The sequence below is a fragment of the Actinoplanes subtropicus genome (assembly GCF_000721705.1).
GTDB classification, from domain to species: domain Bacteria; phylum Actinomycetota; class Actinomycetes; order Mycobacteriales; family Micromonosporaceae; genus Actinoplanes; species Actinoplanes subtropicus.
The window spans coordinates 1-14,711 of sequence record NZ_JOJL01000028.1 but is presented as its reverse complement, the minus strand read 5'-3'; the positions used below and the strand labels follow the sequence as shown (position 1 = coordinate 14,711).

The 14,711-nt window shown below is 72.4% G+C and carries 14 protein-coding genes; 10 read left to right on the top strand and 4 right to left on the bottom strand.

From position 1 onward, the window contains the following. The first annotated feature begins 98 nt into the window (after positions 1-98). The 5 genes from IH26_RS0135210 to IH26_RS0135190 all read left to right on the top strand — a co-directional run bounded on the left by IH26_RS0135210 (position 99) and on the right by IH26_RS0135190 (position 5,549). Complete coding sequence (locus IH26_RS0135210; protein ID WP_030440594.1) at positions 99-1,691, top strand: alpha/beta hydrolase; 1,593 nt, start codon at positions 99-101, stop codon at positions 1,689-1,691. A gap of 356 nt (positions 1,692-2,047) precedes the next feature. Then, a complete protein-coding gene (locus IH26_RS0135205) occupies positions 2,048-2,635 on the top strand; it encodes a TMEM165/GDT1 family protein (RefSeq protein ID WP_030440593.1) in 588 nt (195 codons plus the stop codon). A 10-nt stretch (positions 2,636-2,645) separates the two neighbouring features. Further along, positions 2,646-3,599 (top strand): cyclase family protein, encoded by a 954-nt coding sequence (locus IH26_RS0135200; protein ID WP_030440592.1) that lies wholly within the window; start codon positions 2,646-2,648, stop codon positions 3,597-3,599. Next, positions 3,596-4,855: a tetratricopeptide repeat protein gene (locus tag IH26_RS0135195; protein ID WP_030440591.1), complete on the top strand. Its 1,260-nt coding sequence runs from the start codon at positions 3,596-3,598 to the stop codon at positions 4,853-4,855. The genes IH26_RS0135200 and IH26_RS0135195 overlap by 4 nt, the downstream gene beginning before the upstream one ends. Before the next feature lie 28 nt (positions 4,856-4,883). After that, positions 4,884-5,549: a tetratricopeptide repeat protein gene (locus IH26_RS0135190; protein ID WP_030440590.1), complete on the top strand. Its 666-nt coding sequence runs from the start codon at positions 4,884-4,886 to the stop codon at positions 5,547-5,549. Between the two features lie 4 nt (positions 5,550-5,553). On the opposite strand, the gene IH26_RS54390 is transcribed toward IH26_RS0135190, so the two are convergent. After that, a complete protein-coding gene (locus tag IH26_RS54390) occupies positions 5,554-6,738 on the bottom strand; it encodes a TolB family protein (RefSeq protein ID WP_034216670.1) in 1,185 nt (394 codons plus the stop codon). Next, complete coding sequence (locus tag IH26_RS0135180) at positions 6,735-7,250, bottom strand: SigE family RNA polymerase sigma factor (protein ID WP_030440589.1); 516 nt, start codon at positions 7,248-7,250, stop codon at positions 6,735-6,737. The genes IH26_RS54390 and IH26_RS0135180 overlap by 4 nt, the downstream gene beginning before the upstream one ends. Before the next feature lie 287 nt (positions 7,251-7,537). Between IH26_RS0135180 and IH26_RS0135175 the strand changes: the two genes are divergently transcribed. Then, complete coding sequence (locus IH26_RS0135175) at positions 7,538-8,821, top strand: NAD(P)/FAD-dependent oxidoreductase (protein ID WP_030440588.1); 1,284 nt, start codon at positions 7,538-7,540, stop codon at positions 8,819-8,821. Between the two features lie 57 nt (positions 8,822-8,878). Here IH26_RS0135175 and IH26_RS0135170 read toward each other — a convergent pair whose 3' ends face one another. After that, entirely contained in the window at positions 8,879-10,093 is a 1,215-nt protein-coding gene (locus IH26_RS0135170; protein WP_030440587.1) for a glycosyl hydrolase family 18 protein, read from the bottom strand. 110 nt (positions 10,094-10,203) lie between these two features. Here IH26_RS0135170 and IH26_RS0135165 point away from each other — a divergent pair, with 110 nt between their 5' ends. The 3 genes from IH26_RS0135165 to IH26_RS0135155 are packed head-to-tail and all read left to right on the top strand — an operon-like array spanning position 10,204 to position 13,757. Continuing rightward, entirely contained in the window at positions 10,204-12,192 is a 1,989-nt protein-coding gene (locus IH26_RS0135165; RefSeq protein ID WP_030440586.1) for a phage holin family protein, read from the top strand. Positions 12,193-12,198: 6 nt separating this feature from the next. After that, the gene (locus tag IH26_RS0135160) at positions 12,199-13,332 is read left to right on the top strand and encodes a hypothetical protein (protein ID WP_051809118.1); all 1,134 of its coding nucleotides are present in this window, start codon (positions 12,199-12,201) and stop codon (positions 13,330-13,332) included. Next, positions 13,329-13,757: an SseB family protein gene (locus IH26_RS0135155; RefSeq protein ID WP_245665800.1), complete on the top strand. Its 429-nt coding sequence runs from the start codon at positions 13,329-13,331 to the stop codon at positions 13,755-13,757. Before IH26_RS0135160 ends, IH26_RS0135155 begins: the two co-directional genes overlap by 4 nt. A 156-nt stretch (positions 13,758-13,913) precedes the next feature. Here the strand turns inward: IH26_RS0135155 and IH26_RS0135150 are convergent, their stop codons facing one another. Next, positions 13,914-14,123, bottom strand: coding sequence for a hypothetical protein (locus tag IH26_RS0135150; RefSeq protein ID WP_157437549.1), 210 nt, complete (start codon positions 14,121-14,123; stop codon positions 13,914-13,916). A 303-nt stretch (positions 14,124-14,426) separates the two neighbouring features. Between IH26_RS0135150 and IH26_RS0135145 the strand changes: the two genes are divergently transcribed. Further along, complete coding sequence (locus IH26_RS0135145; RefSeq protein ID WP_030440582.1) at positions 14,427-14,672, top strand: helix-turn-helix domain-containing protein; 246 nt, start codon at positions 14,427-14,429, stop codon at positions 14,670-14,672. Positions 14,673-14,711: the final 39 nt, after the last annotated feature.

Below are 14,711 nucleotides of genomic sequence, written 5' to 3'. Positions count from 1 at the left end.
GAACAGCTTTTCTTTCGTGCGTCCCCGGCGTGGGCGGCCCCAATGCGGCCGTCCACGCCGCAGCATATTGGGGCGAATCGGACACGAGAGGGCTGAGCATGAGAAGACTTCTGGCGGCGGCCATGACGATCGCCCTGGCGGTGGTCGGCGCCGCGGCGACCGGGGCTCAGGCCGAGCCGGTAGGCCACCGGACGGGCTGGTTCCCGCAGATCACCTGGGGCACCTGCACCGATCCGTCGCTGCTCGCGCGCAAGGCCGAGTGCGGCGTGCTGCCCGTGCCGATCGACTACAAGGACCCGGACGGGCCGAAGACCCAGCTGGCCGTCTCGCGGATCAAGCACACCGTCCCGGACGACAAGTACCAGGGCGTGATGCTGGTCAACCCGGGCGGGCCGGGGGCGAGGGGGCAGACCCTGGCGGTGGTCGGGTCGCTGGTCCCGAAGAGCGCGGGTGACGCGTACGACTGGATCGGTTTTGATCCTCGTGGGGTCGGCTCCAGCACGCCGGAACTGACCTGCGACAACACCTATGCCGGGTACAACCGGCCGGAGTACGTGCCGAGCACCACGGCGATCGAGACCGCCTGGCTGAAGAAGGCCGAGGGGTACGCGAAGGCCTGCGCGAAAGTCGGCGGCCCGCTGCTCGACCACCTGAAGACCCAGGACACCGTCCGGGACATGGACAGCATCCGGCTCGCGCTGGGCGCCACCCAGATCAGCTTCTACGGCTTCTCCTACGGCACCTACCTGGGCCAGGTGTACGCCACCTTCTTCCCGTCCCGGGTGCGCCGGATGGTGCTGGACGGCAACGTCGACCCGACCCGCGTCTGGTACGACTCGAACCTCGACCAGGACATCGCGTTCAACAAGAACATCCGGACCTACTTCGGCTGGGTCGCGAAGTACAACCAGGTCTTCCACCTGGGCCGCACCGAGCAGGCCGTGCAGCGGCTCTATTACGCCCAGCGGGTCAAGCTCGACAAGGCGCCGGCCGGCGGCGTGCTCGGCTCGTCCGAGTTCACCGACATCTTCCTGCAGGCCGGGTACTACGTCTTCGGCTGGGAGGAGATCGCGAACGCGTGGAGCGCCTGGACCCGCAAGCACGACCCGGAGCCGCTCAAGAAGCTGTACGACCGGAACAACCCGCCCGGCAAGGACGCCGACAACGGCTACGCGATCTACCTGGCCGTGCAGTGCTCCGACGCGCCCTGGCCGACGAGTTGGACCAAGTGGAGCTCGGACAACTGGGCGGTGCACCGCCGGGCGCCGTTCGAGACCTGGGCGAACGCCTGGTACAACGCGCCGTGCCGCACCTGGCCGGCCAAGGCGGGCGTGCCCACCACGGTCTCCGGCGAGACCGTGCCGCCGATCCTGCTGCTCAGCGAGACGAACGACGCCGCCACCCCGTTCAGCGGCAGCCTCGAGGTGCGCAAGCTGTTCCCGAAGGCGGTGCTGATCGAGGGCGTCGGCGGGACCACACACGCCGGCTCGCTCTTCGGCGACGACTGTGTGGACAACGCGGTCGCCGACTACCTGGCCGACGGCACGCTGCCGAAGCGCCGGAAGGGTGACCGCTCCGACAAGCGCTGCCCGCCGCTGCCCCCGCCGAACCCGCTCAACGGCGCGTCGGTCGCCAAGCAGGCCCGGCTGGTGCTCGAACGGGAGATCATCGGCCCGCGATCGCCCCGCTGATGAGCGGGCAACCGTTTTGCCGGCGCCGCGGGGTTTGCGGCGTCGGGAAAACGGCTGGCCGCCCATCAGCCCCGAAGGGGCGATCGCCCGCGGAGCGAAGCGGAGCCAGCTCAGCTCAGCTCAGTGAGGATGGCCACGTACCCGGGCGGGCCGAGAGACCCGCCGGGTAGGCTCGTCTTGCGAAGGGGAGTAGCTCCTAACGTCGCGGTCGACATGCTGATCCCGGGTTTCCAGGGTCCGGCCGCGCGGCCTCGTTTCGAGGCGAGCGAGACCTTCGACTTGGCTGTTGTTCCTGACGGCCGGGTCGAGGTCGCCCCGGCGTCTTCCTCCCGGTCCCGATCACCCGGGAGTTTTTCGTGAACGGATTCCTCGCGGCGCTGGCGCTGAGCTTCGCGGTCATCTTCGTGGCCGAGCTCGGCGACAAGTCGCAGCTGATGGCGCTGACCTTCGCCACCCGCTTCAGGCCGGTCCCGGTGCTGATCGGCATCACCGTGGCCACCGCGCTGGTGCACCTGGTCTCGGTCGGCATCGGCTACGGCCTCGGCGCCACGCTGCCCACCGGCTGGATTTCCCTGATCGCCGGCCTGGCCTTCCTCGTCTTCGGCGCCTGGACGCTGCGCGGTGACAAGCTCACCGACGACGAGAAGAACAAGGCCGAGCGTACGACCGGATCCGCCGTCCTCGCCGTCGGCGGCGCGTTCTTCCTGGCCGAACTGGGCGACAAGACCATGCTCGCGACGATCACCCTGGCCACCCAGCACGGCTGGTTCGGCACCTGGCTGGGCTCCACGCTCGGCATGGTCGCCGCCGACGCGCTGGCCATCCTGGTCGGCCGCCTGCTCGGCAGGCACCTGCCCGAGCGGGTCATCAGATTCGGTGCCGCCGCCCTCTTCGCTATCTTCGGCATCTGGCTGATCGTGGAAGCGATCATCAAACTGGGATAGGGGAGCAGCCGTGCTGCAGTACCGGGCGGAGCTCGACGCCGCCGTCAACCTCACCGGCGGCGGCAGCCTGCGGATCCAGGGCCTGCGGATCGACGTGCCGCACCCCGACGTCACCCGGCCCGAGATCGCGGCGCTGCTGGTGACCGCCCTGGGCCTGCGCGACGTCGAGCGGGTCGAGCTGGACGCGGCGCGGGTCTTCGGCGAGCCGGCCGAACCGACCGGCGACTCGCCGGCCCGGTTCGAGTTCGTCGAGCTCAGCCACGTCATCTCGGACGGCTTGACGACCTACCCGGGGCTGCCCGGCCCGGTCATCAGCCCCCACCTGACCTGGGCCGACTCCCGGTCCCGGTATGCCGAGGGCACCGAGTTCAGCATGGACCGGATCGACCTGATCGGGCAGACCGGCACCTATCTGGACAGTCCGCGGCACCGGTACTCCGACGGCACCGACCTCGCCGGGCTGCCGCTCGGGCGGCTCGCCGACCTGCCGGCCGTGGTGGTCCGCGCGGTCGGCAGCGGGCGGCGCGCGGTCGAGGCCGGCGACCTCGAGTCGCTGACCGTGGCCGGGCACGCGGTGCTGCTGCACACCGGCGGCGACCGGCACTGGGGGACGCCCGCGTACGCCGAAAACCACCCGTACCTGACCGCGGACGCCGCCCGGCTGCTGGTCGAGCGGGGGGCCGCGCTGGTCGGCATCGACGCGGTCAACCTGGACGACACCTCGGCGGCGGCCGGCGGCGAGCGGCCCGCGCACAGCCTCCTGCTGGCCGCCGGCATCCCGATCGTCGAGCACCTCACCGGCCTGGCCGAGCTGCCGCCGACCGGTGCCCGCTTCACCGCCGCGCCACCGCGGATCAGCGGCTTCGGCACGTTCCCGGTCCGGGCCTTCGCGCGCATGCCGTGGTACGAGCCACACGACCACACCCGCTCGGCCGGGTGGCTGCCAACTACGGTCGACGAATGACCGAAGCCGGCACGGCCGTCGCGATGGCGGCCGTGCAGTTCCAGCGCGGCGACGCCACCGCCGCGGCCGAGCTGCTCGGCCCGGTGCTGGCCGCCGAGCCGGACAACGTGCGCGCGCTGGTGCTGATGACGCACGCCCAGCTCGCCCTCAAGCGGCCCGAGCCGGCGTACCAGGCCGCCCACCAGGCCGTGCTGATCGCGCCCGAGTCGGCCGAGGCGCTCGGCGCGCTCAGCCGGGCGCTGACCGGGCTCGACCGGCACGACGAGGCGATCGAGGTGGCGCAGCGGGCCGCCCGGCTGGAGCCGGAGAACGCGTACCGGCACAACCGGCTGGCCTGGGCGCTGCTCGGCGACGGCCGGCGGGCGGTGGAGGCCGAGCACGCCGCCCGGCTGGCCGTGCGGCTCGACCCGAACGAGGCGGACTTCCGCTTCACCTACGCCATGGTGATGAAGCAGCTGGACTACACCGACCGGGCCCGGCAGGCGCTGCGCGACGCGCTCGCGCTCGAGCCGGACAACGCGGTCGCCCAGCACGAGCTGGCCACGCTGGACGTGGTGCACCGGAACCCGTTCGCGCTGGGCCGGCTGGCCCGGGGCGCGAGCGGGCTGGCCGGTGCGCTGCGCGCCGACCCGCGGCAGCAGGCCAGCCGGTTCATGCTCGACGTGGCGCTGCGCCGGTTCCTCGTCTACACCGCGGTGCTGCTGGCCGTGCTCGCATACGTGGGCTGGCGGATGACCCAGTTCTCGGTGGGCGGCGCCCGGGTCCTGGCCGGGGTGGCGGCGCTGGCCCCGATCGGGTTCGCGGCCTACTTCGTGACGCGGCTGGACCGCTCGCTCCGGGCGTACCTGATGACCGTGCTCACCCAGGGCCGGCAGCGGATCGCGGCGATCGGCGCCGCGCTCTGCCTCGCCCTGCTGCTGACCGCGACCGTGGCGCCGGCCCGCTCGCTGCCCTGGCTGCTCGGGGTGGCCGCGATCGGTGGCTTCGCGGTGCGGCTGCTGACCGTCTCGGCGTCGAACGCGCACGTCCGCTCGGCCGGCGTGAACCTCGCGGTCGACCGGGTGAACATCGTGCTCTGGTGGGTCGTGATCGGCTGCATGCTGGCCGCGATCGTGCTGGAGGTGGGCGCGACCAGCACGACCTGGTGGCTCTCGGTCACCGCATTGCTGCTGGTGACGGCGGCCGGGGTCGGCCTCGCCGTTCTGGTGCGCCGGCGTCGCGCGCGTCACAAAGGGTTCCGCGGAATCCGCTCCTGAAATCCGGCAAATCGCCGAAGATGGACACGTGTCCTCCGACTTCGCCCAGTCTGCTGCCGCCACGCCGGAGGCGAGCCCGACCCGGCAGGGCATCGCCCGGGCCGCGGCGCTGTTCGAGCGGATGGATCCGGCCGAGGCGGTCCGCACGCTCGAGCCGGTGCTCGCCGCCGATCCGTCGTCGGTCGAGGCCTGGCTGCTGATGGCCCGGCTGCGGCTCGCCCTCGGCGAGAACCAGCCCGCGCTGGAGGCGGCGAACAAGGCGATCGCGCTGGCCCCGGAGGATCCGCGCGGGCCGGCCACCGCGAGCCGGGCGCTCAGCCTGCTCGGCCGGCACGACGACGCGGTGAGCATGGCGTACCGCGCGGTGATCGCCGACCCGAAGAATCCGCTCTGGCACGACCGGGTCGCCTGGGCGCTGCTGACCGCCGACCGGCAGTTCGCCGACGCCGAGCAGGCCGCGCGCACCGCGATCGGGCTCGACCCTAACGAGGCGCACTACTACTTCACGCACGGGCTGGCGCTGGACGCGCTCGGCCACATCGACCAGGCCCGGCGGGCGCTGCTCACCTCGCTGCGGATGGAACCGGACAATCCGGCCGCCCAGCACCGGCTGGCCGTGCTCAACGGCGAGGCCGTCCGCGAAGCCGCTCCCAAGAAGCGCGGCTTCAAACTCTTCGGCCGCAAAAAGGACTGAAAACCTATCGGGTGTACGCCAAGAGCTCGAGCCCGTTCAGCGCCGCCGGTTCGGTCGCCTGCACCAGCAGCTTGCCGCCGGGCGCGAAGACCGACAGCGTCGTCCGCCCGCCTTGCCGGGCCCGGACCAGCAGGTTTCCGGTCGGGCCGAAGGACGCGCCCACCACGCTGCCGGCCACCGGGAGCGGCACCACCTCGCCGGTGACCGTGTCCACCACCGCGTCCGCCGTGTCCGGGGCGTCGGCGCTCGTCTCGCCGGTGCTCTGCAGCGGCACGGTGACCCGGCCGCCGGTCGCGTCGACGCTGGTCGGCTGGCACGCGGCCAGCCCGGCCGGGTTGTTCTCGGCCTGCTTGTCGCCGAGCACCGGCACCGCGGAATCGGTGCCACCGGCCGAGACCTTCAGCGCGCAGTAGCTGGTCGCGTAGACCAGCGCGCTGCCATCGCCGGACCAGCGGAAATGCCGGCCACCGGCGAACGAGGCGGCGAGCGGGGTGACCGCGCCCGAGTCGACCTCGACGACCACCGGGGCGGACGTGTCGACCAGCAGCCGGCCGCCGTCGGGCGACCACACGGGTGCCTGGGCGGCGGTGCGCACGCCGGTGGCCAGCGGCCGCGGCACGCCGCCGGACCGCTCGACGAGCAGGGTGCCGCCCACCGCGTACGCGATGCTCTTGCCGTCGGGCGAGATGCCGACCGGCGACGGCGCCTTGGGCAGCACGGTCTCGACGCCGGCGCCGGCCGGGGAGAGACGCAGCACGTCGGGGTCGGCGCCGGCCTGCCGGTAGAAGACGTGGCCGGGCAGGTCGGCGAGCGCGCGGGACGCCGGGGTGGCGGTCGGCGAGGCGGGCGGAGGCTGGTTCCCGCGATGCGGGGCCGCGCTGGTCGGCGCGGGGCGCGGGTGAGTCGGCGCCGGGGCCCGCTGGGTGGCGACCGGCGGTATCGCGGGTATCGGCGCGGGGGACGTGGCGGCCGGGCCGCTCAGCGCGTGCGGCGGCTGCTTCGACTCGTCGGCCGGCAGGTGCCACAGGCCGCCGGCCAGCAGCCCGATCGCGGTCAGCGCGGCGCCGGTGCCGACGATGGCCTCCCGGCGGGCTATCCGGCGGGAGCGGCGGACGGCGCGGTCGTAGAGGTCGGCCGGCTCGACGATGTCGGCCAGTTCGTGCAGCGCGTCGCGCAGGCCCCCGGTCACCGGCGGCGCTCCCGGGTGAGCACCCGCAGGTCGGGCAGCAGCGCGCGGAGGCGCTCGAGCGCGCGGCGGGTCTGCGTCTTGACCGTGCTGATCGAGACGCCGAGCAGCCGGGCGGCCTCGGCCTCGGTGCGGTCCTCGAAGAAGCGCAGCACGATCACCGCGCGCTGCTTGGCGGTCAGCGTGAGCAGTGCCCGGCGCAGGGTGACCCGCTGCACAGCCTCCTCCGCGGGGTCGTCGCCGGCCGGTTCCGGGTCGAGCTCGCCGGGCAGCACCTCGGCGACCTTCGGCCGCCGCCAGAGGGAGACCTGTGCGTGGTACATCACCTTCCGGGCGTACGCCTCGGCATGCTCCGGCCGTTCCAGGCGGTGCCAGGCCCGATGCGTACGGGCGAGGGCTTCCTGAACGAGGTCTTCGGCGAGGAATTGGTCTCCGGTCAAAAGGTACGCCGAGCGCAACAATGCGTACGTCCTGGTGCGGACGAAATGCGCATAGTCGGCCTCTCGGGCGTCCATCGCGAAGTGTCCGATCGGGGGGTAGAGGGAGTCGTGAGCGTACCCAGGCGGCTCAACTACCGCGCTGGTCGCCACGCCTCCCCCTTCGCCCAAACGATCGCCCCAGCAACCCGATGAGGCCCCCGCCGTTCGATGCCTCCCCGTGTGGGCACCGGCCGACGTTAATGAAGACGTGAATTCGGCCGACGGCGGCCGACGGCCGTTCGGTCGATTTTCCGGATCGGCCGAACGGTCATCCCGCCGAGATTTGACTAGCGTGGGGGAGGCTTCTCGAAGGGAGGACCGGCATGGCACGTCCCCGGATCGTGATCGTCGGCGCCGGATTCGCCGGCTTCACGGTGGCCCGTAAGCTCGCCAAGCTGTCCCACGGCAGCGCCGAGATCGTCATCATCAACCCGACCGACTACTTCCTCTACCTGCCGCTGCTGCCCGAGGTCGCCACCGGGCTGCTCGAGCCGCGGCGGGTCACCGTCTCGCTGGCCGGGGCACTGCCCGGGGTGCGGGTGGTGCTCGGCGAGGCGGACGGCTTCGATCTCGACGGCCGTACGGTGAGCTACACCGACCCCGAGGGCGGCGCCGGCAAGATGGGCTACCACCGGCTGGTGATCGCCGTGGGCAGCGTGAACAAGCTGCTGCCGGTGCCCGGCGTGGGCCGGTACGCGCACGGCTTCCGCAACATCTCCGAGGCGCTCTACCTGCGCGATCACATCACCCGGCAGATCGAGATGGCGGGGAACGCCACCGACGACGCCGAGCGGCAGGCGCGCTGCACCTTCGTGGTGGTGGGGGCCGGCTACACCGGCACCGAGGTGGCGGCGCAGGGCGTGCTCTACACCAGGGACCTGGTCAAACCCTGGCCGGTGCTGCACGGCCGGCCGCGCTGGCTGCTGATCGACACGGCCGAGCGGGTGCTGCCTTCGCTCGACAAGCGGCTGGCCGACGCGTCCGACGCGGTGCTGCGCGAGCGCGGCGTCGAGATCCGCACCGAGACCAGCGTGCAGGAGGCGAGCGCATCCGGCGTCCGGCTGTCCACCGGGGAGTACGTGGCGACCAAATCGCTGATCTGGTGCGTCGGCGTCCGGCCCGACCCGCTGGTCGACCACGTCGGCCTGGCCACCCGCGAGGGCCGGCTGGTGGTCGACGAGTTCCTGACCGTGCCCGGCTATCCGGACGTGTACGCGATCGGCGACGCCGCGGCGGTCCCCGACCTGACCATGCCGGGCCAGTTGACCGGGATGACCGCCCAGCACGCCGTCCGGCACGGGCACACCGCGGCGCTCAACATCGCGGCGTCGTACGGGCGGGGCCGGCGCCGCGCGTACGAACATCATGATCTTGGTTTCGTGGTTGACCTGGGCGGCCTGGACGCGGCGGCGAATCCGCTCGGCGTGGCCGTCAAGGGATTCCCGGCCAAGGTGGTGACCCGCGGCTATCACCTGCTGTCGATGCCCGGCAACCGGGTGCGGGTGGCCGGCGACTGGCTGCTCGACGCGCTGCTCGGCCGGCACGGCGTCCAATTGGGACTGGTCCCCGCCGACGCGGTCCCGCTGGAGAGCCAGTCGGCGGACTAGGGTCTGTCCTGCCGGTCACGCCGCAGCCCCGCGTGACCGGCAGGACAGACCCTTGGGTCAGGACGGCTGGGCGAGGCCGGTGGCGATGGCGGTCAGCAGGGCAGAGTCGGGGGTGTCGCCGGAGAGTTCCCAGGCGAAGGCGCCGCCCAGGGCCTTGTCGCGGGCGTACGCCATCTTGGTCTTGATCGTGCTCGGGGTGTCGTAGGACCACCATTGCGTGCCGCAGCGCGCGATCGCGGTGTCGCCGGCGACGCCGGTCGGTGGGCAGCGTTTCGCGAGCACCTCGTAGTCCTCGAGGCCCTTCTCGTAGCGGCCGTCGGCCGGGCCGCTCGCCGAGCCGCCCGGGCCGTCCGCCGTCACGCCGGTCCAGCCTCGGCCGTAGAAACCGATACCGAGCAAAACCTTTCCCGCCGGTACGCCGAGGGCGAGCAGCTTGTCGATGGACGCCGAGGCGGTCGCGTCCGAGCGCGGAATGCCGGGATAGGTGGTCAGCGGCGAGTGCGGCTCGGTGCGGTGCTGGTCGGACGGGTCGCCGCCGCCGTCCCCGCCGGTGCCGAAGTAGTCGTAGGTCATCGCGCTCAGCCAGTCGGCCGTCGCGGCGGCGGCCCGGTAGTCGGCCCGCGCCAGCTTGCCCACGTCGGCCGGCACCGCCGCGCTGAGCACCGCCCTGGGCCCGAACGCCGAGCGCAGCGCGCCGAGCAGCCGGGGCAGGGCGGCCGGCCCGCTGGAGTCGCACTGCTGGCCGCAGGCGTTCGGGTACTCCCAGTCCAGGTCGATCCCGTCGAAGACGCCCGACCAGCGCGGGTCGTCGACCAGCGCGCGGCAGGAGGCGGCGAACGCGGCCGGGTCGCGGGCCGCCTCGGTGAAGCCGGCCGAGCCGGTCCAGCCGCCGAACGACCAGAGCACCTTGAGCCCGGGGTGCTCGGCCTTGAGCTCGCGCAACTGGCCGAAGTTGCCGCGCAGCGGGGCGTCCGGCCGGTCGGCGACGCCGTTCACGCTGCGCCCGGCCGAGATCGGCTTCTGGTAGTCGGCCCAGGCGTCGGCCGCGGCGCATCGGCCGCCGTCGACCTTGCCGAACGCGTACAGCAAATGGGTCAGCTTGGTCGCCGCCCCGCCGGTGTCGAGATCTTTCACCTGGAAGTCGCGGCCGTAGACGCCCCAGTCGGTGAAATAACCGACCACCTTGCGGGCGGGCACGGGCCCCGGAGGCGACTTCGCCGGCGGCGCGCAAGCGGCGAGAAGGATCAGCGGCAGGGCGAGCAGCAGACGCACCGGGCCGAACGTAGCGGTGCGTCGCGGCCTCGTCTTTCCCCCGGGAGGGTGGCGGGGTGATTCGAGGCACGGCAGGCCATCGGGGCGGCGCATTGTGCGATTGTTGCCCCGTGGCCGTAAGCCCGCAGGACAACTCGTCGGCGCCGGTCCTCGGGGACCGCGGCGCCGAGTTGCGTGCCCTGCTGAGCTGGCGGCGGATCCTGAGCCGGTCCCGGGCCGTGCTGCGCAGCGCGCTGGTCACCTTCGTGGTGCTCACCGCGACGCTGTGGCTCATGCCCGGCGTCGCGAGTTCCGACATCGTGGACACGCTCGGCCTGGTGCTGCTGGTCGCCGGGGTCGGCGCGGTGCTGCGGCCGCTGCTGCTGGTCGGCATCGTGGCGCTCGGCGGCTGGGGCGCGATGCTGCTCGGCCTGATCGCCCAGATCGCGGTGATCGTGGTGGCGCTGGAGATCGACCCGGCCAACCGGATCAGCGGGCTGCCGTCGCTGGTCCTGGCCGCGATCCTGGCCGTGGTCTTCGCCGCGATCCTCGACTGGATGCTGGACAGCGGCACCGACGACACGTTCGTCAAGGAGGCCAAGCGGCTGATGCGCGGGGTGCGGCGGCGCACCGCCGGCGGCTCACTTCTCACCCTGCGTCGCCCCCGGCCGGGTACCGAGCCGGGACTGCTGATGATCCAGCTGGACGGGCTCTCGGAGCCGGTGCTGCGCTGGGCGGTCCGGGCCGGCAACCTGCCGACGCTGGGCCACTGGCTGCGCTCGGGCAGCCACACCATGCGCGGCTGGCACACCGGGCTGCCGTCCACCACGCCCGGCTCGCAGGCCGGCATCCTGCACGGCGCCTCCCGGCAGGTGCCCGGCTTCCGCTGGTACGAGAAGGACACCGGCAGGCTGATGGTCTCCAACCGGCCGCGGGACGCCGCGCTGATCGAGCGGCGGTTCAGCGACGGCCGCGGGCTGCTGTGCGACGGCGGGGTGAGCATCGGCAACGCGTTCAGCGGCGACGCGGCGGTCAACCTGCTCACCGTCAGCCACGCCGCGCTGCCCGGCCGGTCGGCGCGGGGCTGGGCGGCGTTCATGGCCTCGCCGTACGGCTTCACCCGCGCGCTCGTGCTCGGCGTCGGCGAGGTCTTCACCGAGCTGCACCAGGCCCGCCTGCAGCGCCGCCGCAACCTGCTGCCCCGGGTCAGCCGCTCGGGCGCGTTCCTGGCCCTGCGCCCGGCCTCGATGCTGCTGCGCGACGTGAACATCTCGCTGGTCGCCGAGCAGATGGCCCGGGGCGCGCCGTCGATCTACTGCGACCTGGTCGACTACGACGAGGTCGCGCACCACGCCGGCCCGGCCCGGCCGGAGTCGATGCGGCAGCTGGAAAGCCTGGACCGGATGCTCGGCGTGCTCGAGCGGCTGGCGCCCGAGGCGGCCCGGCGCTACCACATCGTGGTGCTCTCCGACCACGGGCAGAGTCAGGGCGCGACCTTCCGGCAGCGCTACGGCGAGACCCTCGACGAGCTGGTCGAGCGGGTGTCCGGGGAGGCGGCGCCGATGGTGGTCTCCTCCGGGAACCTGTCGCTGCTCTACCTCACCGAGTACGGCCACCGGGCGACCCGGGCCGAGATCGACCGCGCCCACCCGCGGCTGATTCCCGGGCTCGCCGCGCATCCGGGCGTCGGCCTGGTCGTCGTCCGCGACGACGACGGCCCGGTCGCGTTCGGCACCTCCGGCCTGCACCGGTTGCGGGACGACACCGTCGAGGGCGTCGACCCGCTGCTGCCGTACGGGCCGCACGCCCGCGCCGACCTGCTGCGCCACCAGGAGTCCGCGCACGTCGGCGACCTCGTGCTGATCAGCTGCGTGGACCCGGTCACCGAGGAGGTGGCCGCCTTCGAGGAACTGGTCGGCTCGCACGGCGGCCTCGGCGGCTGGCAGACCGACGCGATGCTCGTGCACCCGGCCCGGTGGCCGATCGCCCGGCCCGAGCTGAACGGCGCCGACGCGGTCCACCACCAGCTCGTCGAGTGGCTGGAGATGCTGGGCCTGCGCTCCATCGAGCCGCCGGTTCTCGACCTCGAGCCGAGACTTTCCCGGATGCGCGACGGTTAACGGTGCGTGCCCAGTTTCCTGACCGTGGTGGCCATCTTTCTGTTCGGCCTGCCGTTGCCGGCGGCCGATGCGGGACCCACCTTCAACGGCGGCGTCTACACGATCACCCACGTCGGTTCGGTGGTCTATCTCGGTGGCAGTTTCACCAGCGCCACCTATCGCGGGCACAGCTATCCACGGGAGCGGCTGGCGGCCTTCGACGCGCGCACCGGCGCGTTGCTGAGCTGGGCGCCGGCCGCCGACGGCACGGTACGGGCGCTGGCCGCCACCGCCGACAGCATCTACGCGGCCGGCGACTTCCACGCGGTCGGCGGGCACGACCGCGACTCGCTGGCCCGGATCGCCCCGAACGGCGACGTGCTGCCGTTCCAGCACACGCTGACCGGCACGGCGTACGCGCTGGCCACCGGCAACGGGCGGCTCTACCTGGGCGGCAGCTTCGCCGCCGTGGACGGCCGGCGGCGCGCCAACCTGGCCGCCTTCTCGCTGGCCACCGGCGACCTGGACGCGGCCTGGCGGCCGGCCACCGACGACGCCGTGCACGCGCTGGCCGCCCAGGGCAGCCGGGTCTACGTCGGCGGCGCGTTCCACCAGGTCGACGACGAGCGCGGCACGCTGCGGCTGGCGGCGGTGCAGGCGGTGACCGGCCGGGTCGACCCGGCGTTCCGCCCGAAGGTGCCGGCCGAGGTGCGGGCGATCGCGCCGGACCCGGCGGGGGTCGACGTAGCGACGGCCGGCGTGGGCGGGCGGGCGATCGCGTACGGGCCGACCGGTGTGCTGCGCTGGCAGCGGGTCTTCGACGGCGACGCGGCGGCGATCGTGGTGAGCAAGGGCGTGACGTATGTCGGCGGCCACTTCGACAGCGCGTGCCTGACCAGCAAGAACGGGGTGCATGGGGCGTGCATGGACGGTTCCGTGACGCGGCACAAGCTGGCCGCGGTGACCGCCGGCGGCGAGCTGTCCACGTGGGCGCCGCAGGGCAACGGAGTGGTCGGCGTACGCGTGCTGAGCCTGAACAGAGCAACCGGCGTCCTGCTGGCCGGCGGCGACTTCACCACGATCGACGGCCAGGACCGCCGCCGGCTGGCCATCTTCCCGCCATCCCCGGGCGTCGGGAGGCACGCTACGGTGCCACGGTGAGCGATACCCCGATGTCCGATCTCATGGCCGAGCACGCGGACAAGAACAGCGCGGAGAGCTACGCCCAGTTCTTGACGCTGTTCCGCGACTCGGTCGTCGGCGTCGTCGGCATCGGGACGGTGACCCACGACGCGCAGGGAAGGCCCGCCACCGGCCCCGGCTTCTCGGTCGGCCGCACCACGCACGGCGACGGCCAGCCCCGGATCCTCGCCTTCGCCGATCCCGAGACGGCGGCCCAGGCGCCGGGATCGCAATGCAACGCCGGCGTACCCGGTCAAGTGCTCTTGAAGATGGCGGCCGACAACCCCGCTTGCGATGGCATCCTCGTCAACAGCGCAACCCGCCCGATCAGCCTCGTCATCAGCAAGAAGACAGCACAGTCCGCGGTGGGCCAGGGGTTTGGCGTTTCTCTTCCGCGCCCTTGACCGTACGAGCGTCCGACGAGTCCCCGGCGCGCCAGGGCCGCTGGTTGCAACACCGACCCCGACCCCGGCCGCCGGGCGGGCCCGGCCCAAGACCAACCCTCGACTTGACCGCGATCGACCGGCAGGACAGCCGCCACCTGGCGGCCCCGTTACCACTCATGGTGCTTTGGGCAGCCAGTACGCGCCTGGATCCTCGGGGGTGTTCGAGTGCCACCAGACGCCGGGTGCGATCTGGACCAGCTGATACTCCGCCGCCAGGGCCTTCATGAGCGAGTAGCCGACGGTGAGATCCTCCTCATCGTCCTCGTCCCACCAATCGTCAATCTCGGGCTCGCCGATCGCGGCCTGGGTCAGCTTCCCGTTCATGTTCAGTCGCTTCCGCGTGAACGCCATTCCTGGCCGGGAGTCATCAGCGGCCACTCATTCCGAACCGGGGCAAACCACACCGTGTAGGCCGATGGCGTTGCATGTCTCGTTCCTTCCTTCCGCGCAATCGTCAGCAGGACTGGCCTTCCTGCTCGACGGGCGAACCGAAGGGCGGGAAGGGGCCGGCAGGGCGTGCCAGGAACCCGATGGCAAGTCTTGACGCGGTAAGCGCAACCCTCCAGGTGTTGCCAGTTGGCAGTTCCCGCCTTGACAACGCCCTGGCCAGAATCGGAATGATGAGACGTGGCCGAAACCGAGGGCTTTGGGACGGTCTTGCGCCGTATGAGACATGCGCGAGGCATGTCCCTGCGGGAGCTGTCGCGCAGCGCGCCGCTTGACCCCGGCCATCTGAGCAAGATTGAAAACGGCCATCGGCATCCCACCCTGGACGTCGCCAAGGCGCTTGACAGGGTTCTCCAGGCCAAGGGCGGGGTGCGTTTTGCGCTGAGTGACTTTCTCGATCTTGGTCAGGCGGCGAGGTCGTATTGATGCTGGTAGCGGCTGGTGTGGGTGCGCTGGTATTCCTGC